Here is a 19290-nt window from a genome sequence, read left to right as displayed (position 1 = left end):
TCAGCCTCCGAACAGGTGGTTAAAGCGCTCTATCTCAACCCATTCGCCGGCTTCCACGTTGCCGCGCTCGCGCTCCAGCACGATAAAGCAGTTGCCCTGGCTGAAGGAGCTGAAAATGTGTGAGCCCTGGTGCCCGGTTGTACTCACTTCGAGCTCGCCGTCCGCGCTGCGCGCCAGAATACCGCGCTGGAAATCGAGGCGGCCCGGTGATTTTTTCAGGCACGTGGCGGCACGCACGCGCTGGCGTTCAGGCAGCGGGCTGGCGCTGTTGCCGGAAAGCTTCGCCAGCAGCGGGATCGCCAGCTGGTAGAAGGTGAGTGCCGCCGAGACCGGATTACCCGGCAGGCCACAGAACCAGCTGTGTGGAAGCTTGCCAAACGCGAACGGCTTGCCCGGCTTGATCGCCAGCTTCCAGAAGGCGATTTCGCCCAGCTCTTCAAGAAGGGTTTTGGTGTAATCCGCTTCGCCCACGGAGACGCCGCCGGAGCTGATGACCACGTCGGCGGATTTATCCGCCTCGATAAACGCCGCGCGCAGTTTTTCCGGGTCGTCTGGAATGATGCCGAGGTTAATCACCTCGCAGCCCAGTTGCTCCAGCATCAGGTGTACCGCCAGGCGGTTGGTGTCGTAAATCTGGCCGTCCTGCAGCGGCTGGCCCGGAAGCTGCAGCTCGTCGCCGGTGGAGAAGACGGCGACGCGCACTTTGCGGATAACGTCGACTTCCGCGATGCCGAGCGAGGCCAGCACCGGCAGCTCTGCCACCGTCAGCCTTTGCCCGGCGGCAAAAACGGTCGCGCCGAGGGTAATGTCCTCGCCGGTACGGCGGATGTTCTGGCCCGCTTTAACGTTGGCGGTAAAACGCACGCCTTCGTCGGTCTGTTCGGTCTCTTCCTGCATTACCACGGCGTCGCAGGCGGCCGGAACCGGCGCGCCGGTCATGATGCGCACGCAGGTGCCCGCAGGCCATTCACCGCTAAACGGCTGACCCGCAAAGGCTTTGCCCGCCACCGGCAGGGCATTACCCGTCTGGAGATCCGCCAGGCGTACCGCGTAACCGTCCATCGCTGAGTTATCAAACCCCGGCACGTTAAGTGGAGAGACGATATCGCGCGCGGCAATACGGCCAAAACAGCGCACGAGGGGCAGCGTCTCTACGTCATGCAGCGGGGAAACTCGGTCAAGCATCTGCGTGAGTGCCGTCTCAAGCGGCATCAGTCCGGCGGTAAAATCCATGGTGGGCTCCTGCGGAGTAACAACGAAAGCGTCCATTATGGCAGAAAAGTGCGGCTAACTGTATGACCGAAGGGTGCACGCTTTACATCACTGTTACGTCTTTCTATATTCAAAAATCATCTGAAGTTTCGTCGACGATAATGATATTTATAGAAAAAGCCGCAAAACAGGCTAACGGGTGATGCGAATGGTTAATGCGGTAATCGCAATTCATGGTGGCGCCGGGGCAATCACCCGAGCACAGCTCAGTCCCGAGCAGGAAAAGCGCTACATCGACGCGCTGTACGCCATTGTGGAAACGGGCCAGAGAATGCTGGAAGCGGGCGAAAGCGCGCTGGACGTGGTCACCGAGGCGGTGCGCCTGCTGGAAGAGTGCCCGTTATTTAATGCGGGGATCGGTTCGGTCTTTACCCGGAATGAAACGCACGAGCTGGATGCCTGCGTGATGGACGGTATTACCCTGAAAGCGGGCGCCGTGGCGGGCGTCAGTCACCTGCGTAATCCGGTGCTGGCGGCGCGTCTGGTGATGGAAGAGAGTCCGCACGTGCTGCTGACGGGGGCCGGGGCGGAGACCTTTGCCTTCGAACACGGGATGGAGCCGGTATCGCCCGATCTGTTTTCCACGGAAGCGCGCTATCAGCAGTTACTGGAAGCTCGTTCGGCGGGCATGACGCAGCTTGACCATACTGCGCCGCTGGATGAGCGCAGCAAAATGGGCACGGTCGGCGCGGTGGCGCTCGATAAAGCCGGCAACCTCGCGGCGGCGACGTCAACGGGTGGGATGACCAACAAGCTGCCTGGACGCGTCGGCGACAGCCCGCTGCCGGGCGCCGGCTGCTATGCCAATAACGCGACGGCGGCGGTGTCGTGTACCGGCACCGGGGAAGTTTTTATTCGCGCCCTCGCGGCCTACGACATTACCGCGCTGATGGATTACGGCGGCTTAAGCCTGAGCGAGGCCTGCGAGCGCGTGGTGATGGAAAAACTGCCTGCCCTGGGCGGCGTCGGCGGACTCATTGCGGTGGATCGTGAGGGCAACGTGGCCCTGCCGTTCAACAGCGAAGGCATGTATCGCGCCTGGGGCTATGCCGGCGATGAGCCGAGCACGGGGATTTATCGTGAATAAGGGGGCAGCGCGTGCCGCACAGTGAAGAGCTGGACAACCGCGAAGTATTGGCTGTCCATCAGCTGAATATTGCGTTTCAGGAAGAGCGGCAGTTCTTCCCCGCAGTACAGAATTTATCGTTCACGCTCAGGCGCGGCGAGACGCTGGCGATTGTTGGCGAATCCGGTTCCGGGAAATCGGTTACCGCGCTGGCGCTGATGCGCCTGCTGGAACAGACGGGCGGGCAAATCAGCAGCGAGAAAATGCTCCTGCGCCGCCGTAACCGGCAGGTCATTGATTTAAATGAGCTGAGCGGTGCGCAGATGCAGGGCGTGCGCGGGGCGGATATTGCCATGATTTTCCAGGAACCGATGACCTCTCTGAACCCGGTGTTCCCGGTCGGGGAGCAAATTGCCGAGTCCATCCGCCTGCATCAGGGGCTGAGCGGCGATGAAGCGCTCAAAGAGGCCCGACGGATGCTTGAGCTGGTGCGCATTCCGGAGGCGCAGGCCATTCTGGGCCGCTATCCGCATCAGCTTTCCGGCGGCATGCGCCAGCGGGTAATGATTGCCATGGCGCTCTCCTGCCGTCCGGCGGTGCTCATTGCCGACGAGCCGACAACGGCGCTGGACGTGACCATTCAGGCGCAGATCCTGCAGCTCATCAACGTGCTGCAGCAGGAGATGGAGATGGGGGTGATCTTTATCACCCACGATATGGGCGTGGTTGCCGATATCGCCGATCGCGTACTGGTGATGCATAAGGGCTGCGCGGTAGAAACCGGCCCGGTCGAGCAGATTTTTCACGCGCCCGCGCATCCTTACACCAAAGCACTGCTGGCGGCGGTCCCGCGACTGGGGGCGATGAACGGCAGCGATCTGCCGCGCCGTTTTCCGCTGCTTTCCCTCGAGGCGTCTGAGCTGCAGGAGGATGAGCGCGAGCAGGACACCGTGGTGCCGGGCAAGCCCATTCTGGAAGTACGAAATCTGGTCACCCGGTTTCCGCTGCGCAGCGGCGTACTGAACCGGGTGAAGCGCGAAGTGCACGCGGTGGAAAACGTCAGCTTCGACCTCTGGCCGGGCGAAACGCTGGCGCTGGTGGGGGAGTCCGGCTGCGGTAAATCCACGACCGGGCGCGCGCTGCTCCGTCTGGTGGAATCTCAGGAGGGCAGCATTACCTTTAACGGCGAGCGCATTGATACCCTTCCGGACAGCAGGCTGCAGGCGGTGCGGCGGGATATTCAGTTTATTTTTCAGGATCCGTATGCCTCCCTCGATCCGCGCCATACGGTGGGGTATTCGATCATGGAGCCGCTGCGGGTGCATAACCTGCTCGACGGCGAGGCGGCGCAGCGTCGCGTGGCCTGGCTGCTGGAGCGCGTTGGCCTGAAGCCGGAACACGCCTGGCGTTATCCGCACGAGTTTTCCGGCGGGCAGCGGCAGCGTATCTGCATCGCCCGCGCGCTGGCGCTGAACCCGAAAGTGGTGATTGCGGATGAATCCGTCTCGGCGCTGGATGTCTCTATCCGGGCGCAAATCATCAACCTGCTGCTTGATTTACAGCGGGATATGGGTATCGCCTTCCTGTTTATCTCGCACGACATGGCGGTGGTCGAGCGCATCAGCCATCGCGTGGCGGTAATGTTTATGGGGCAGATCGTGGAGATTGGGCCGCGAAGGGCAGTGTTCGAGAACCCGCAGCACCCGTACACCCGCAAGCTTATCGCGGCGGTTCCGGTTGCCGATCCCGCACATCGTCACGGCCAGCGCGTGCTGCTGCAGGATGATATGCCGGGCAATATTCATAAACTCGGCGAGGCCGTGGAGCGCGTGACGCTTCGCGAGGTCGAGCCGGGTCATTTCGTCGCTCCCCCGCGTCAGGACAATGCTTTTTCGCGGTTATAACTTACAACAGGCAGGAGAACACAATGGTTACATTTGTAGCGCGTAGATGGTTGTTAGCCGCGAGCGTGACGGCAGCCCTGGCCGCTGCCCCCGCGTTCGCTGCCAAAGATGTGGTGGTTGCCGTCGGCTCCAATTTCACCACGCTCGATCCGTATGACGCCAACGACACGCTCTCTCAGGCGGTGGCGAAATCGTTCTACCAGGGCCTGTTCGGCCTGGATAAAGAGATGAAGCTCAAAAACGTGCTGGCGGAGGGGTACACCGTGTCCGACAACGGGCTGGTCTACACCATCAAGCTCAGAACCGGCGTGAAGTTCCAGGATGGGACAGACTTCAATGCGGAGGCGGTGAAGATTAACCTCGATCGCGCCAGCAATCCTGAAAACAGCCTCAAGCGCTATAACCTTTATAAAAACATCGCCAAAACCGAGGTGGTCGACCCGGCGACGGTAAAAATCACCCTGAAAGAGCCGTTCTCCGCGTTTATCAATATTCTGGCGCATCCGGCAACGGCGATGATTTCCCCTGCTGCGCTGCAGAAATACGGCAAAGAGATCGGTTTCCACCCTGTTGGCACCGGCCCTTACGAACTGCTCACCTGGAACCAGACCGATTTTGTGAAGGTGAAGAAATTCGCCGGATACTGGCAGCAGGGGCTGCCGAAGCTGGACACCATCACCTGGCGTCCGGTGGTGGACAACAACACCCGCGCGGCGATGCTGCAAACCGGCGAGGCGCAGTTTGCCTTCCCGATCCCGTATGAGCAGGCCGCCATTTTGCAGAAAAACAGCAAGCTGGAGCTGGTCGCCAGCCCGTCGATCATGCAGCGCTACATCAGCATGAACGTCACGCAAAAGCCGTTCGATAACCCGAAGGTGCGCGAAGCTATTAACTATGCCATTAACCGTCAGGCGCTGGTGAAGGTCGCTTTTGCGGGCTATGCCACCCCGGCCACCGGCGTGCTGCCGCCGGCTATCGCCTATGCGCAAAGCTATCAGCCGTGGCCGTACGATCCGGCTAAAGCGCGCGAGCTGCTGAAAGAGGCGGGCTTCCCGAACGGTTTTAGCACCACGCTGTGGTCGTCGCATAATCACAGCACCGCCCAGAAGGTGCTGCAGTTTACCCAGCAGCAGCTGGCGCAGGTGGGTATCAAGGTACAGGTCACGGCAATGGATGCCGGACAGCGTGCGGCAGAAGTGGAGGGGAAAGGGCAGAAAGAGAGCGGCGTGCGGATGTTCTACACCGGCTGGTCGGCATCGACTGGTGAAGCCGACTGGGCGCTGTCGCCGCTGTTTGCCTCGCAGAACTGGCCGCCAACCCTGTTCAACACTGCGTTCTACAGCAACCCGCAGGTGGACAAAGACCTGGCCGATGCGCTGAAAACCACTAAACCGGAGGAGAAGGCGCGCCTCTACAAAGACGCGCAGGACATCATCTGGAAAGAGTCACCGTGGGTGCCGCTGGTGGTGGAGAAACTGGTATCAGCCCATAACAAAGCGTTGACCGGGTTCTACATCATGCCGGACACCGGCTTTAGCTTTGACGATGCGGATTTAAAATAAACCTCATGCTGAATTATGTTTGTAAACGCCTGCTGGGGCTTATTCCGACGCTGCTGATTGTGGCGGTGCTGGTGTTTTTGTTTGTCCATATGCTGCCGGGCGATCCGGCGCGTCTGGTTGCCGGGCCCGAAGCGGATGCCACGGTCATTGAGCTGGTGCGTAAACAGCTGGGTCTTGACCAGCCTCTGTATATGCAGTTTCTGCACTATATTGGCAACGTTCTTCAGGGTGACTTTGGTATTTCGATGGTGTCGCGTCGTCCGGTGTCGGAGGAGATCGCCACCCGCTTTATGCCGACGTTCTGGTTGACGATTGCCAGCATGAGCTGGGCAGTCGTGTTTGGGCTTGGCGCCGGTATTGTCGCAGCCGTCTGGCGCAACCGCTGGCCGGACAAGCTCGGCATGGCGCTGGCGGTGACCGGCATCTCCTTCCCGGCGTTCGCGCTGGGGATGCTGCTGATGCAGATCTTCTCCGTTGAGCTGGGCTGGCTGCCCACCGTCGGGGCCGATACCTGGAAGCATTACATCCTGCCTTCCATGACGCTTGGGGCTGCCGTGTCGGCCGTGATGGCCCGCTTTACCCGCGCCTCGTTCGTTGACGTGCTGAGCGAAGATTATATTCGCACCGCGCGGGCGAAAGGGGTCAGCGAGAAGTGGGTCATTCTCAAGCACGGGTTCCGCAACGCGATGATCCCGGTGGTGACGATGATGGGGCTGCAGTTTGGCTTCCTGCTGGGCGGCTCTATCGTGGTGGAAAAAGTCTTCAACTGGCCGGGGCTGGGACGCCTGCTGGTCGATTCCGTCGAGATGCGCGACTACCCGGTGATTCAGGCGGAAGTGCTGCTTTTCTCGCTGGAATTTATTCTTATCAACTTAGTGGTGGACGTGCTCTACGCCGCCATTAACCCGGCCATCAGGTATAAGTAAGATGCGATTATTGAACTGGCGACGTCAGGCCGTTTTAAACGCGATGCCGGGGCTAAAACCGGACCACGTCCACACCCCGTGGTCTGAATTCTGGCGGCGTTTTCGCCGTCAGCCGGTCGCGATGACCGCGGGGCTGTTTGTGCTGCTGCTTATTGCAGTGGCGGTGATTGCGCCGTGGGTGGCGCCATTTGATGCGGAAAACTATTTTGACTATGACCGTCTGAACGACGGACCGTCGATGCTGCACTGGTTCGGCGTGGACTCCCTCGGGCGCGATATCTTTAGCCGCGTGCTGGTCGGGGCGCAAATCTCGCTTGCCGCCGGGGTGTTCGCGGTGCTGATCGGCGCGGCCATCGGTACCGTGCTGGGGCTCGTTGCCGGATATTACGAAGGCTGGTGGGACCGCATCATCATGCGCATCTGCGACGTGCTGTTTGCTTTTCCCGGCATTCTGCTGGCGATTGCGGTGGTGGCGATCATGGGCAGCGGCATGGCCAACGTCATCATTGCGGTCGCGGTGTTTTCGATTCCGGCGTTTGCGCGCCTGGTGCGCGGCAACACGCTGGTGCTGAAACAGCAGACCTTTATAGAATCTGCCCGCAGCATGGGGGCCAGCGACGCCACCATCCTGTTCAGCCATATTCTGCCGGGTACGGTGTCGTCCATCGTGGTCTATTTCACCATGCGTATCGGCGTGTCGATTATCTCGGCGGCCAGCCTGTCGTTTTTAGGGTTGGGTGCTCAGCCTCCAACGCCGGAGTGGGGCGCGATGCTGAACGAGGCGAGGGCGGATATGGTGATTGCACCGCACGTGGCGATCTTCCCGAGCCTGGCGATTTTTCTGACCGTGCTGGCGTTTAACCTGCTGGGTGACGGTCTGCGCGACGCGCTGGATCCGAGGATTAAGGGATAGCGCAGTAAAATGTGCCGGGTGGCGGCTACGCCTTACCCGGCCTACAAAAGAGGAGCAGGAAGATTAAACCCGGCTACCCCACAGGTCATACTCGTCCGCGTTTTCAACCTTCACGCGAATAATATCACCCGGCTTAACGCTGGTTTCGCCGTTCAGGTACACCGCACCGTCGATTTCAGGGGCGTCCGCCATGCTGCGGCCAATCGCGCCTTCTTCGTCAACTTCGTCGATAATAACCATGATCTCGCGGCCCACTTTTTCCTGCAGACGCTCGGCAGAAATCTGCTGCTGCAGCTGCATGAAGCGGTTCCAGCGTTCTTCTTTCACCTCTTCCGGCACCTGGTCCGCCAGCTCGTTGGCGGTTGCGCCTTCTACCGGGCTGTACTTGAAGCAGCCGACGCGGTCCAGACGCGCTTCTTTCAGGAAGTCGAGCAGCATCTGGAAGTCTTCTTCGGTTTCACCCGGGAAGCCGACGATAAAGGTGGAGCGCAGCGTCAGATCCGGGCAGATCTCACGCCACTGCTTGATGCGGGCCAGCTGGCGGTCAACGGAGCCAGGACGTTTCATCAGCTTCAGGATACGCGGGCTCGCGTGCTGCAGCGGGATGTCCAGGTACGGCAGAATTTTGCCTTCCGCCATCAGTGGGATGACATCGTCAACGTGCGGGTACGGGTAGACGTAGTGCAGGCGCGTCCAGATACCGAGTTTGGACAGCTGCTCGCACAGGCCAACCATGCTGGTTTTCACCGGCTCGCCGTTGTGGAAACCGGAGCGGTGCTTTACGTCCACGCCGTAGGCAGAGGTGTCCTGGGAGATGACCAGCAGCTCCTTCACGCCCGCGTCGGCCAGACGTTTGGCTTCAGCCAGCACTTCGCCAATCGGACGGCTCACCAGATCGCCACGCATGGACGGGATGATGCAGAAGGTGCAGCGATGGTTGCAGCCTTCGGAAATTTTCAGGTACGCGTAGTGGCGCGGCGTCAGCTTCACGCCCTGTTCCGGCACCAGGCTCAGGAACGGGTTATGCTTTGGTTTTGGCACGTAGTGATGAACATGTTGCAGCACCTGCTCGTAGCTGTGCGGGCCGGTGATCTCCAGCACCTTAGGGTGCACTTCGCGGATCTGGTCTTCTTTCGCGCCCAGGCAGCCGGTCACAATCACTTTGCCGTTTTCGGTCAGGGCTTCACCGATGGCTTCCAGTGATTCCTGGACCGCGCTGTCGATAAACCCGCAGGTGTTAACGATCACCATATCGGCGTTGTCGTAGCTTGGCACCACGTCATAGCCCTCGGTGCGCAGTTCGGTCAGGATGCGTTCTGAATCCACCAGGTTTTTCGGGCAGCCCAGGGAGACGAAGCCGATTTTCGGCTGGTGCGTAACATTGCTCATAGGTTAAAAATTCATCAATTATGGAGTTATCAGGGCGGGATTTTACAGCGTATCGCGGGGGATTTATACACTCTTTGCAAGGTGGATGCGTCGGGCTGACGTTGTAACATTGTAAATTATGTTAATCAGTTAATAAAAATTGATCCCAGGCATTAAACTGTACAAAAAATGTACTTATCCTGACTATGCACCATGGCTGACAGAGGAGGAAAGAGCATGACCGTTGACAGACTAAAACGCGATCTGCTGAACAAGCTGATCAACGCCCGAATCGACCTGGCCGCGTACCTGCAGTTGAGGAAGGCAAAAGGGTATATGTCAGTCAGCGAAAGCGAACATCTGCGTGATAACCTGTTTGAACTGTGTAATTTCATGCGTGAAAAAGCACCGACCCTGAAGGCGAATTACGGCGAAAGTGAGCTGATCGCGCTGCGCCGCGCCGCTGAGGTGCTCTCCATCGCCGGGGTATGTCTGATGAACGGACGCCACGACTGCCCGAACTTTATCGCCGTAAACGCGGAGAAGCTTGAAAACTGCCTGACAACGCTCTCTCTATGCATCATGTGCCTGAACGAGCACGAGAAGCTTGAACAGCACTGATCCAGGGGGAGGCGACTCCCCCTTCTGCTTAAGCTTTTGTAAAAGTGCTAACGCGCCCGGACGCAGTGGCTAATCTTTATGCCATATGCCGATAAAGGAGTGCGTTATGCCTCGATCCTCGCTGATTTCCCTGCCTGTATTATTCATTCCGTTTTCACTTCTTGCTGCGCCAGAGGCGGTGAAGGTCGAGGTGCTGCAAAACAGACTCGATCACCCCTGGTCCCTGGCGTTCCTGCCGGATAATGACGGGCTGCTGGTGACCCTGAAGGGTGGTCAGCTCAAACGCTGGCAGACCGGAAAAGGGCTCTCCGATCCGATTGTCGGCGTGCCGAAGGTCTGGGCAAACGGTCAGGGAGGGTTGCTGGATGTGGTGCTTGCCCCGGATTTTGAGAAGTCGCGCCGCGTCTGGCTGAGCTACGCCGAGGCCGGGCATGACGGCAAAGCCGGCACGGCGGTAGGCTATGGCCGCCTGAGCGACGACTATTCCCGCATCGAGGGATTCCAGGTGGCGTTTCGCCAGATACCGAAACTCTCAACCGGTAACCATTTTGGCGGGCGGCTGGTGTTCGACGGCAAAGGCTCTCTCTTTATTGGACTCGGCGAGAATAATCAGCGTCCGACGGCGCAGGATCTGGATAAATTGCAGGGTAAAGTGGTGCGCCTTACCGAAGACGGAAAAGTCCCGTCGGATAACCCCTTTGTGAATACCCCCGGTGCGCGACCCGAAATCTGGTCTTACGGCATTCGCAACCCGCAGGGGATGGCGATGAACCCCTGGAGCGACACGCTCTGGCTGAACGAGCACGGCCCGCGAGGCGGGGATGAGATCAACATTCCGGAGAAAGGAAAAAACTACGGCTGGCCGCTTGCGACGCACGGCATTAACTACAGCGGCCTGAAAATCCCGGAAGCTAAAGGCGAGCACGTTGAGGGAACCGAAAAACCGCTGTTCTTCTGGAAAGTCTCACCCGCGGTGAGCGGCATGGCGTTTTACAACAGCGACGTTTTCCCGCAGTGGAAAAACAAGCTGTTTATCGGCGCGCTGAAGGAGAAGGACGTGATCGTGCTGAGCGTGGACGGCAATAAGGTGACGGAGGACGGGCGCATTCTGGGCGACCGGGACCAGCGTATTTGCGACGTGCGGGTGGGGCCGGATGGGTATCTGTATGTCCTGACCGACGAGACGGACGGGCAACTGTTGAAAGTCAGCCCGTCCGGCGCGTAATCAGGTGACCGGGATCATTACCACGTTGCGGTAAGCCGGGCGATCGCTCAGCTGTTTAAGCCAGCGCTCCAGGTGAGGGCGCGGCGTCCACTTCAGGCCCATATTGGTCAGGTTCCAGACGAACGGCGCCACGGCAATATCGCCCACGCCGAACGCCTCGCCGGAGAACCAGGCGTGCTTCGCCAGCTCGTCATCCATCATCGCAAACAGATTTTCGCAGGCATCCTGCGCGGCGTGAATTGCGGGATAGTCGCGTTCAGCTTCCGGCGTGCGGATAAGCCCCATCAGGATCACGCGGTGGGTCGGGGACAGCGTCTGGTTCGCCCAGTCCATCCACTTTTCGCCCTGAGCGCGCCGGGCGGGATTCTCAACCCACAGGCGGCCCTGACCGTACTGCGCGGCGAGGTAACGCACAATGGTGTTGGACTCCCAAAGCGTCGCGTCTGTTTCATCATCGCGCAGCAGCGGCACCAGGCCGTTCGGGTTCATGGCCAGATAGTCGGCCTCTTTGTTTACGCCGAACGACATGCCGGCCATGATTTGATTGAACGGTAAATCCAGCTCCTCGAGCGTCCAGAGCACTTTCTTAACGTTGGTCGAGTTGTTCCTGCCCCAAAGCGTAATCATATTTACTCCTGATGAGATGTGAATCCGTGTCAGCTTTCGCCATGGTGAGATAAACCTAACAATTACGCAACAGAAGACAAAAAAATCGTCTGAATCAAAGCGTATCTGAATGTTATTGCATAAACTTTAATAACTTTACCCTCGTTGGGTTTCTTTAACCGTTTTAGTGCGCTATTACTCATCGCTTCTTGCGACACGGTGATGTGACGTAATTTTTGAATGGACACTCGGGTGGCATTTATGACGCGTAAAATGACTTCTCTGCGCAGCCTTGCGACAGGCTCTGCGCTCCTTTTCCTGTTTGCACCAACTCTCTACGCAGCTGAGCAGGCTGCGCCCGAAGCGCCGCCTGTGGACGCGCGCGCCTGGATCCTGATGGATTATTCCAGCGGTAAAGTGCTGGCGGAAGGTAATGCAGATGAGAAACTCGATCCGGCAAGCCTGACCAAAATCATGACCAGCTATGTGGTCGGCCAGGCGCTGAAAGCGGGCAAGATCAAGCTGGACGATATGGTCACCATCGGGAAGGATGCCTGGGCGACCGGCAACCCGGAGCTGCGGGGATCTTCCGTGATGTTCCTGAAGCCTGGGGATCAGGTCTCCGTTTCCGATCTGAACAAAGGGGTAATTATTCAGTCGGGAAATGATGCGTGCATTGCGCTGGCCGATTATGTTGCCGGCAGCCAGGATTCTTTCATTGGCTTGATGAATGGCTACGCGCAGAAACTGGGCTTAACCAACACCACGTTCAAAACAGTTCACGGTCTGGATTCGCCGGGACAGTTCAGTACCGCGCGCGACATGGCGCTGCTGGGGAAAGCGCTGATCCACGACGTGCCGGATGAATACGCCATCCATAAAGAGAAAGAGTTTACCTTCAATAAAATCCGTCAGCCGAACCGCAACCGCCTGCTGTGGAGCAGCAACGTTAACGTGGACGGAATGAAAACCGGCACCACGGCGGGCGCGGGCTATAACCTGGTGGCCTCCGCGACCCAGGGCGACATGCGCCTGATTTCGGTAGTGCTGGGCACCAAAACCGACCGTATTCGCTTTAATGAGTCAGAAAAACTGCTGACGTGGGGCTTCCGCTTCTATGAAACCGTGACGCCGATTAAACCGGATGCCACGTTCGTCAGCCAGCGCGTCTGGTTTGGTGACAAGAGCGAAGTGAACCTGGGCGCGGGTGAGGCGGGCTCGGTGACCATTCCGCGCGGTCAGCTGAAAAACCTGAAGGCCAGCTACACCCTGACCGATCCGCAGCTCACCGCGCCACTGAAAAAAGGCCAGGTAGTCGGGACGATTGATTTCCAGCTAAACGGTAAATCAATTGAACAGCGTCCGTTAATTGTAATGGAAGCGGTCGAAGAGGGCGGCTTCTTCAGCCGGATGTGGGATTTCGTGATGATGAAATTTCACGGGTGGTTCGGCAGCTGGTTCAGCTAAACCTGATGGGTTTTCTCCCTCTCCCTGTGGGAGAGGGCTGGGGTGCGGGCATCAGACCGCACTCTCTTAATACATCAATTTCACCTGCTGCGCCTTCGCGTGGGCCACAATCTCGTCGTCCGGGCGGCAGTCGCTGACGATGGCGTCGAACTGCGCCAGCTCGCCCATTCTTGCCGAACGGACCTTACCAAACTTGCTGTGATCGACCACCAGAACATGGTACTGCGCGGCGCTTAATGCCCAGTGCTTCACCGGCAGCTCTTCCAGGTTAAAGCAGGTTGCGCCCTGGCGCACGTTGACGCCCGCCGCGGAATAAAACGCGATATCCGGGCAGAGATTGCTGAGCGTGTCCTGCAGGTTGAGCGGCTTAAAGATGGCGTTGCTGGCGTGAAACTCGCCGCCGCACAGGATCACCCGGCACTCGGGTTTCTCCTGAAGCGCCAGAAAGGTGTTCAGGGAGTAGCACACGGCAGTAAAAGGAATGCTGCTGTCGATGGCCTCGATAATCCACGGCGTGGTGGTGCCGCAGTCAAAAAATAGCGTCTGGTGCGGCTGTACCAGCGAGGCTGCAAGCCGGGCGGCTTTGCGTTTCTCTTCCACCAGGCGCGTCTTCTGGTCGCTGATCAGATAATGGCTGGCGCTACGCGGCTCAAGCACAATATACCCGCCCAGCAGCACGACGGGCGCGCTTTCGCTGTTAAGATCCCGACGAATGGTCATCTCTGAGACGCCGAGGAGGTTGGCGGCTTCCTTAAGATGCAGCTTATCGCTGCGCTTCAGCGCCTGTAGCAGCTGAGCAATGCGGTCATCGCGACGTGTTTCCATAGTTCCTCGGGATAAAAAAGTGAACCCCCGCAGGGCGGGGGTTCAAGTGTAACCTGACAGGTTGGGGTTAGTCACGTATCCAGCCTTTGCGGATCGGGATAGCGAAAATGGCGCGATACAGTGATGACAGCGTGCGGTAGAGCGCTTCACCGAAGAGGCTCCACAGGATAGCCGCGCTCACGCAGCCAATCAGCCCGACCAGGAAGCCGCCCACCATATCCAGCGGCCAGTGGACGCCCAGGTAAACGCGAGACCAGGCGATGGCCACGGCGACCACCATCAGCACCGCACCAGACCACAGGCGATGCCAGAACAGGAAGGCTAGCGCAAAGGTGAAGATCACCGTACCGTGATCGCTCGGGAACGAGTCATCCGGCGCATGATGCAGGAAGGTATAGCCGACGTGATCGACAAACGGACGATCGTGCGGGAACGCGTGGCCCAGAATGTAGCTCACCAGGACGCTTACGCCGAGAGCCATCGCCACTTTGATTACCAGCTTGCGCTGTGCTTTTACCTGGCTACGAGGCCCCCACAGCCAGAGAATGGCTGCCAGCGCGGGCACGATACCGATCAGGTCTTTTGCCAGAAAGGTGGCAAAGTCGATCATCCACTCGGGCGAGGCCGGTGTGGCGTTGATCAGATAAAACAGCTGATAATTCAGATTCTCTAGCATAGCGTTATCACTCTTTAGCAAACCGGGTGGAAATCAGCCCGTAGACCACCACCTGGGAAAACCAGACCCACCACCCGGCCCACAGGTTGTGAGAGAAAAAATGCGCCCCGCGCATGACCTGACCGAAGCCCATCGCCAGACCTAACACCACGCCCAGCGCGACGAAGCACCAGGCGAGACGCGGACGTTCGCGCCAGAAGGCAAAAAACAGCCCCATCACCATAAAGCCGCTGGAGGCATGACCGCCGGGGAAACAGCGCCCCGGACCGCTGTCAGCAGGAATGGAGCTGAACAGGGGGTAGGACACGGCCTTCCCGCCATATTCCACCAGATCCCACGGACAGCTGTGATGGCTCATGCTTTTCAGCAGGCCCACCACCAGCGCGCCAACGCCCATCAGCAGCGCTGCCGTAACCAGCCTTGCGTTACGCTTGTAGGCGCCGTAAACCAGCGCCACGGCGCCAAAGGCGATGGCAATGTACTTCGCCAGTCGGTGGTTGAGCAGATCCAGCAGGTGGTCTTTCTGCAGCGGAAAGCTCTGCGTCGCCGCGTCATACCAAAAGCCGGTAATCCATCTGTCGAGCGCTTCATTGCGCGATAGCCACGTAAATACCACGGCAAGGGCAATCAGTATGAAAAGCTGATAACCATAAAAGCGGGACGGTAAGCGGTAAAGGCGTTTTGTCTTATTTGTCTGTAACTTAGACAATTCTGAACGGCTGGAGGTAAGTGCCATGATTTGGGGTCGTTGACGAGTAATGGGGCTATCATAAAAGTGTCAACTTAAGGAAACCTTAAACGAAGACGATATGTGCTTTATTTCTGTTTATCCTCGATAAATCACTATCTCGGGCTGCGGCATTTCATTACACTCGTCGCGATTTTGTCATTATAAAGAGATTGCATGTTAAACCGTTCTTCTTCTGGTTCACGTCTGGGTCGTCAGGCGTTGCTTTTCCCTCTGTGTCTGGTGCTCTACGAATTTTCTACCTATATCGGCAACGATATGATCCAGCCCGGTATGCTGGCGGTGGTGGCGCAGTACAACGCCGGAATCGAGTGGGTACCGACCTCCATGACCGCCTATCTGGCCGGCGGCATGTTTTTGCAGTGGCTGTTAGGCCCGCTGTCGGATCGCATTGGCCGCCGTCCGGTGATGCTGACGGGCGTGGTGTGGTTTATCGTCACCTGTCTTGCCACGCTGCTGGCGCAAAACATTGAACAATTTACCTTGCTGCGCTTCCTGCAGGGGGTGAGCCTGTGCTTTATCGGCGCCGTGGGGTATGCCGCCATTCAGGAATCGTTTGAAGAGGCGGTGTGTATCAAAATTACCGCGCTGATGGCGAACGTGGCGCTCATTGCCCCCTTACTCGGGCCGCTGGTGGGTGCCGCGTGGGTGCATATGGCGCCATGGGAAGGGATGTTTGTGCTGTTTGCCGTTCTCGCCGCCATCGCGTTCTTTGGTCTGCACCGGGCGATGCCGGAAACGGCCACCCGCATCGGCGAGAAACTCTCGCTGAAAGAGCTGGGTCGGGACTATAAAGAAGTGCTGAAGAATGGCCGCTTTGTGGCGGGCGCGCTGGCGACCGGGTTCGTTAGCCTGCCGCTGCTGGCGTGGATCGCCCAGTCTCCGGTTATTATCATCAGCGGTGAAAAGCTCAGCAGCTATGAGTATGGTCTGCTGCAGGTGCCGATCTTTGGCGCGCTGATTATCGGGAACCTGGTGCTGGCACGTTTGACGTCACGCCGCACAGTGCGTTCGCTTATTATCATGGGCGGCTGGCCGATTGCGGCAGGGTTGATTCTGGCGGCGGTGGCGACCGTCGCGTCATCACACGCTTATCTGTGGATGACGGCAGGGCTGAGCATCTACGCCTTCGGGATTGGCGTGGCCAACGCCGGTCTGGTGCGCCTGACGCTGTTTGCCAGCGAGATGAGTAAAGGCACGGTCTCCGCGGCGATGGGGATGCTGCAGATGCTGATTTTTACCGTCGGTATCGAGGTGAGCAAGCATGCCTACGCGATGGGCGGCAACGGGCTGTTCAGCCTGTTTAACCTCGCCAACGGCGTGCTGTGGGTTGCCCTGATGGTGGTGTTCCTGAAAGACAAGCGCGTCGGAAACGCCCTGCAACCTTAACTGTTTATTCCCTCTCCCTGTGGGAGAGGGGTAGGGTGAGGGCACCAGACCGCACGGTGTTAATTAAACGGTGCCTCTCCATCCAGCACCTTATCAATCACATCCAACACGCCTTCATCGTTATTGTGCGGCGCTTCAAAACGCGCCGCCGCTTTGATATGCGGTCTGGCATTCGCCATCGCAAAGCTGAATCCGGACTGGCGCAGCATCTCCACGTCGTTGCCGCTGTCGCCGAAGGCCACCACTTCGCTATCGTCTATGCCCCAGCGCTTTTGCAGGATCCGCAGGCCGTTAGCTTTGTGCACGCCGGGTATGATCAGGTCGATACTGCCGTGACCAGTGGTGACGGGCACCATGATGTCACTCAGCTTTTCATGCAGCAGCGCCTGAATACGCGGAATTTCATCGTCAGACACGTTAAGCCCGAACTTGAAGAAAATATCGTTCAGGTTGTCGAAATCGCTGACCATTTCCAGACGGTGATAGTACTTCGCCGCGATACCCTTAAAGCCTTCGTCATAGCACTTCAGCGTGTAGGCGCTGCTCTTCCCGCAGGCGATAATCTCAATGCCGGGAACGTCGCTTAACACGTTCGCAACGGTCTCGAAATGGGCTTTCGACAGTTCACCGTTAAAGACGTCTTCACCCTCACTTACGACCCAGCCGCCGTTTTCGGCGACGAATGAAATTTCATGCGCAATCTCCGGGAAAAAGGAGATCAGCTGGTAGAACTGGTTGCCGCTGGCGACCACGAAGCGAATGCCTTGCGCCTTCATGCGGGCGTATTGCGCCAGAAAGCGCGGGCGATTGTAGGTCTTGGCATCGCTGAGGAATGTGCCATCCATGTCGACGGCGATCAGTTTAACGCTCATATCCCTTCTCCAGTGTCGTTTGATTCGTTTCCGGCTTTGCCACCGCGCGCGCCACCAGCGCCGCGATGATGACCAACCCTAACACCACCAGCATGGCGCTGCGCAGCCCGTAGTGCTCGCCGAGGAAGCCAAGCAGCGGCGGCCCGACCAGGAAGGCGAGATAGCCCGTGGTTGCCACCACGCTGACGCGCGTCGGGGCATCCGGGCCGGTATCGCTGGCGGCTGAAATGGTAAGCGGAAAGCCGAGCGACGCGCCCAGTCCCCAGAGGATCACCGATACCCCGGCAATCCAGTCCACATCGACAAATATGATCATCGCGATACCCAGGCCGCCCAGCAGGGCGCTGGCGCGCACCACCGCCACGCGGCTGTAGCGGTCGATAAACCAGCCGCCGGTGAAGCGCCCGACGGTCATCCCCAGCGTAAACCCGGCGTAGATCAGCGAGCCGGAGGTTGGGCTAAAGCCGTGACCGTCTACCATCAGCAGCGGCAGCCAGTCGTTGGCGGACCCTTCCGCGAACGCCATCGCCAGCACCACCACGCCAATCAGCATCAGCTGATAATCGCGGTAGAAGGGCAGTCCTTTTTCGGCCGAATGCTGTTCATCTGAGGCGTTCTTGCCGGTGCCGTCCGGGATCGCCCGGATGCCGGTCAGAATCGGAATAATGCACACCAGCGCTGCCAGCAGGATATGCAGATTGGCGCTCACGCCAGTGGCCGTCAGCGCCATCCCCACGCCCGCACCGGCCAGCGTGCCGAGGCTGTAAAAACCGTGCATCATCGGCAGCACGGTTTTGTTCATCTCACGCTCGACAGCCGCTCCTTCAACGTTGATGGCAACTTCCGCCGAACCGAAGCTGCCGCCAAATACCGTCAGCCCCAGCGCAAACAGCACCGGTGAGGCAAACCACAGCGCGACGCTGAGCACGATCATCCCGAACACCGCGAAGCACATGGTGGTGCGGATCACCGCCCGCGTACCGAAGCGCTTCACCAGCCACGCGGAGCAGAGGATGCCGCTCATGGAGCCTATCGACAGGCCAAACAGCACGATACCCATCTCAGCTGTAGAGACGGACAAAATGTCGCGAATGGCGGGGGTGCGCGTGGCCCAGGAGGCCATCAGCAGACCGGGAATAAAGAAGAACATAAACAGCGCCCACATGCGGAGCTGCAGGGCTTTGCGGGAAGAGGTCAGCGTCATTGGGGTAGCACCAGAAGTACAACAATAGCGACAACACTAGCAAGTTTGTGTACATTTGTACACAAACCAGGTGAGGAAATGATGAGCAGACCACCCAACGATCCGCATCGCCGGGAGAAGATCCTGCAGGCGACCCTCGACACCATTGCTGAACACGGTATTCACGCCGTCACGCACCGGAAAATCGCCACCTGCGCGGGCGTGCCGCTGGGGTCGATGACCTACTATTTCGACGGTATGGAGCCGCTGCTGGAGGAGGCCTTCACGTGGTTTACCCGCCAGATGTCGCAGCAGTACCGGGATTTCTTCGCGGGCGTCACCGGGCCGGAAATGGCGTGCGAATCCATCACCACGCTGATCCACAGCTCGCAGGTGACTACGCCGCACAACATGGCGCTGATGTATCAGCTTTACGCCTTTATGCACCGCAGCGCGGCGCTCAAAACGGTGATGCAGGACTGGATGAAGATGAGCCAGACAACGCTCGAGCAGTGGTTCGACCCGGTCACCACCCGCGCGCTGGATGCCTTTATTGAAGGAATGACGCTGCACTACGTGACTGACCGGGCGCCACTATCCCGCGAAGAGATCCGGGCGATGGTGGGGAGAATTGCGGGCGAGGGGAACCCTTAGGTATCACTCGCCC

The 19290-nt window shown here is 58.7% G+C and carries 18 protein-coding genes; 10 read left to right on the top strand and 8 right to left on the bottom strand.

Annotation, left to right across the window (positions count from 1 at the left end; translation table 11 throughout):
* Window positions 1-1233, bottom strand: a complete 1233-nt coding sequence (gene moeA / locus AC4IBF_RS14855) for a molybdopterin molybdotransferase MoeA (protein WP_143344866.1) — start codon at window positions 1231-1233, stop codon at window positions 1-3.
* A gap of 187 nt (window positions 1234-1420) precedes the next feature.
* On the opposite strand from moeA, the gene iaaA reads away from it, so the two are divergent.
* The 5 genes from iaaA to gsiD are packed head-to-tail and all read left to right on the top strand — an operon-like array spanning window position 1421 to window position 7643.
* On the top strand, window positions 1421-2359 hold the full coding sequence (gene iaaA, locus AC4IBF_RS14850; protein WP_115876043.1) for a beta-aspartyl-peptidase: 939 nt from the start codon (window positions 1421-1423) through the stop codon (window positions 2357-2359).
* 11 nt (window positions 2360-2370) lie between these two features.
* Complete coding sequence (gene gsiA / locus AC4IBF_RS14845) at window positions 2371-4242, top strand: glutathione ABC transporter ATP-binding protein GsiA (RefSeq protein WP_115874576.1); 1872 nt, start codon at window positions 2371-2373, stop codon at window positions 4240-4242.
* A 23-nt stretch (window positions 4243-4265) separates the two neighbouring features.
* Window positions 4266-5804, top strand: a complete 1539-nt coding sequence (gene gsiB / locus AC4IBF_RS14840; protein ID WP_133294063.1) for a glutathione ABC transporter substrate-binding protein GsiB — start codon at window positions 4266-4268, stop codon at window positions 5802-5804.
* Window positions 5805-5809: 5 nt separating this feature from the next.
* On the top strand, window positions 5810-6730 hold the full coding sequence (gene gsiC / locus AC4IBF_RS14835) for a glutathione ABC transporter permease GsiC (protein ID WP_111963862.1): 921 nt from the start codon (window positions 5810-5812) through the stop codon (window positions 6728-6730).
* 1 nt (window position 6731) lies between these two features.
* On the top strand, window positions 6732-7643 hold the full coding sequence (gsiD, locus tag AC4IBF_RS14830) for a glutathione ABC transporter permease GsiD (RefSeq protein WP_115874579.1): 912 nt from the start codon (window positions 6732-6734) through the stop codon (window positions 7641-7643).
* Window positions 7644-7706: 63 nt separating this feature from the next.
* On the opposite strand, the gene rimO is transcribed toward gsiD, so the two are convergent.
* Window positions 7707-9032 carry a 30S ribosomal protein S12 methylthiotransferase RimO gene (rimO, locus tag AC4IBF_RS14825; RefSeq protein ID WP_023335043.1) on the bottom strand — a complete coding sequence of 442 codons (1326 nt, stop codon included), beginning with the start codon at window positions 9030-9032 and terminating at the stop codon, window positions 7707-7709.
* A gap of 216 nt (window positions 9033-9248) precedes the next feature.
* On the opposite strand from rimO, the gene bssR reads away from it, so the two are divergent.
* On the top strand, window positions 9249-9632 hold the full coding sequence (bssR, locus tag AC4IBF_RS14820; protein ID WP_111963863.1) for a biofilm formation regulator BssR: 384 nt from the start codon (window positions 9249-9251) through the stop codon (window positions 9630-9632).
* A gap of 106 nt (window positions 9633-9738) precedes the next feature.
* Window positions 9739-10857 carry a PQQ-dependent sugar dehydrogenase gene (locus AC4IBF_RS14815; RefSeq protein ID WP_491462932.1) on the top strand — a complete coding sequence of 373 codons (1119 nt, stop codon included), beginning with the start codon at window positions 9739-9741 and terminating at the stop codon, window positions 10855-10857.
* Here the strand turns inward: AC4IBF_RS14815 and AC4IBF_RS14810 are convergent, their stop codons facing one another.
* On the bottom strand, window positions 10858-11484 hold the full coding sequence (locus AC4IBF_RS14810) for a glutathione S-transferase family protein (RefSeq protein WP_111963865.1): 627 nt from the start codon (window positions 11482-11484) through the stop codon (window positions 10858-10860).
* Window positions 11485-11724: 240 nt separating this feature from the next.
* Here AC4IBF_RS14810 and dacC point away from each other — a divergent pair, with 240 nt between their 5' ends.
* Entirely contained in the window at window positions 11725-12930 is a 1206-nt protein-coding gene (dacC, locus tag AC4IBF_RS14805) for a serine-type D-Ala-D-Ala carboxypeptidase (protein ID WP_143344870.1), read from the top strand.
* Between the two features lie 66 nt (window positions 12931-12996).
* Here the strand turns inward: dacC and deoR are convergent, their stop codons facing one another.
* From deoR to AC4IBF_RS14790, 3 genes are all read right to left on the bottom strand, one after another.
* Window positions 12997-13755, bottom strand: coding sequence for a DNA-binding transcriptional repressor DeoR (gene deoR, locus AC4IBF_RS14800; RefSeq protein WP_008503427.1), 759 nt, complete (start codon window positions 13753-13755; stop codon window positions 12997-12999).
* A gap of 67 nt (window positions 13756-13822) precedes the next feature.
* The gene (ybjG, locus tag AC4IBF_RS14795) at window positions 13823-14431 is read right to left on the bottom strand and encodes an undecaprenyl-diphosphate phosphatase (protein WP_111963866.1); all 609 of its coding nucleotides are present in this window, start codon (window positions 14429-14431) and stop codon (window positions 13823-13825) included.
* Window positions 14432-14438: 7 nt separating this feature from the next.
* A complete protein-coding gene (locus AC4IBF_RS14790; RefSeq protein ID WP_143344872.1) occupies window positions 14439-15167 on the bottom strand; it encodes a phosphatase PAP2 family protein in 729 nt (242 codons plus the stop codon).
* A gap of 168 nt (window positions 15168-15335) precedes the next feature.
* On the opposite strand from AC4IBF_RS14790, the gene AC4IBF_RS14785 reads away from it, so the two are divergent.
* The gene (locus AC4IBF_RS14785; protein WP_111963868.1) at window positions 15336-16568 is read left to right on the top strand and encodes an MFS transporter; all 1233 of its coding nucleotides are present in this window, start codon (window positions 15336-15338) and stop codon (window positions 16566-16568) included.
* Between the two features lie 59 nt (window positions 16569-16627).
* Here the strand turns inward: AC4IBF_RS14785 and AC4IBF_RS14780 are convergent, their stop codons facing one another.
* Both AC4IBF_RS14780 and AC4IBF_RS14775 read right to left on the bottom strand, forming a co-directional pair.
* Window positions 16628-17440: a Cof-type HAD-IIB family hydrolase gene (locus tag AC4IBF_RS14780; protein WP_127730186.1), complete on the bottom strand. Its 813-nt coding sequence runs from the start codon at window positions 17438-17440 to the stop codon at window positions 16628-16630.
* A complete protein-coding gene (locus AC4IBF_RS14775) occupies window positions 17430-18644 on the bottom strand; it encodes an MFS transporter (RefSeq protein WP_491462931.1) in 1215 nt (404 codons plus the stop codon). The genes AC4IBF_RS14780 and AC4IBF_RS14775 overlap by 11 nt, the downstream gene beginning before the upstream one ends.
* Before the next feature lie 81 nt (window positions 18645-18725).
* On the opposite strand from AC4IBF_RS14775, the gene AC4IBF_RS14770 reads away from it, so the two are divergent.
* Window positions 18726-19277 (top strand): TetR/AcrR family transcriptional regulator, encoded by a 552-nt coding sequence (locus AC4IBF_RS14770; RefSeq protein ID WP_111963929.1) that lies wholly within the window; start codon window positions 18726-18728, stop codon window positions 19275-19277.
* Window positions 19278-19290: the final 13 nt, after the last annotated feature.

The sequence above is a fragment of the Enterobacter sp. Taxon_8 genome (assembly GCF_058354585.1).
Note: the sequence above shows the minus strand (reverse complement) of the source record. Positions and strands in the feature narration are given on the sequence as shown.

Coding starts and splice junctions, on each gene's coding strand:
- gsiB (WP_133294063.1), top strand. CDS start 4,266: ATGGTTACATTTGTAGCGCGTAGATGGTTGTTAGCCGCGAGCGTGACG.
- gsiD (WP_115874579.1), top strand. CDS start 6,732: ATGCGATTATTGAACTGGCGACGTCAGGCCGTTTTAAACGCGATGCCG.
- moeA (WP_143344866.1), bottom strand. CDS start 1,233: ATGGATTTTACCGCCGGACTGATGCCGCTTGAGACGGCACTCACGCAG.
- AC4IBF_RS14775 (WP_491462931.1), bottom strand. CDS start 18,644: ATGACGCTGACCTCTTCCCGCAAAGCCCTGCAGCTCCGCATGTGGGCG.
- rimO (WP_023335043.1), bottom strand. CDS start 9,032: ATGAGCAATGTTACGCACCAGCCGAAAATCGGCTTCGTCTCCCTGGGC.
- AC4IBF_RS14785 (WP_111963868.1), top strand. CDS start 15,336: ATGTTAAACCGTTCTTCTTCTGGTTCACGTCTGGGTCGTCAGGCGTTG.
- gsiC (WP_111963862.1), top strand. CDS start 5,810: ATGCTGAATTATGTTTGTAAACGCCTGCTGGGGCTTATTCCGACGCTG.
- AC4IBF_RS14815 (WP_491462932.1), top strand. CDS start 9,739: ATGCCTCGATCCTCGCTGATTTCCCTGCCTGTATTATTCATTCCGTTT.
- dacC (WP_143344870.1), top strand. CDS start 11,725: ATGACGCGTAAAATGACTTCTCTGCGCAGCCTTGCGACAGGCTCTGCG.
- bssR (WP_111963863.1), top strand. CDS start 9,249: ATGACCGTTGACAGACTAAAACGCGATCTGCTGAACAAGCTGATCAAC.
- AC4IBF_RS14790 (WP_143344872.1), bottom strand. CDS start 15,167: ATGGCACTTACCTCCAGCCGTTCAGAATTGTCTAAGTTACAGACAAAT.
- AC4IBF_RS14780 (WP_127730186.1), bottom strand. CDS start 17,440: ATGAGCGTTAAACTGATCGCCGTCGACATGGATGGCACATTCCTCAGC.
- AC4IBF_RS14810 (WP_111963865.1), bottom strand. CDS start 11,484: ATGATTACGCTTTGGGGCAGGAACAACTCGACCAACGTTAAGAAAGTG.
- iaaA (WP_115876043.1), top strand. CDS start 1,421: ATGGTTAATGCGGTAATCGCAATTCATGGTGGCGCCGGGGCAATCACC.
- ybjG (WP_111963866.1), bottom strand. CDS start 14,431: ATGCTAGAGAATCTGAATTATCAGCTGTTTTATCTGATCAACGCCACA.
- AC4IBF_RS14770 (WP_111963929.1), top strand. CDS start 18,726: ATGAGCAGACCACCCAACGATCCGCATCGCCGGGAGAAGATCCTGCAG.
- deoR (WP_008503427.1), bottom strand. CDS start 13,755: ATGGAAACACGTCGCGATGACCGCATTGCTCAGCTGCTACAGGCGCTG.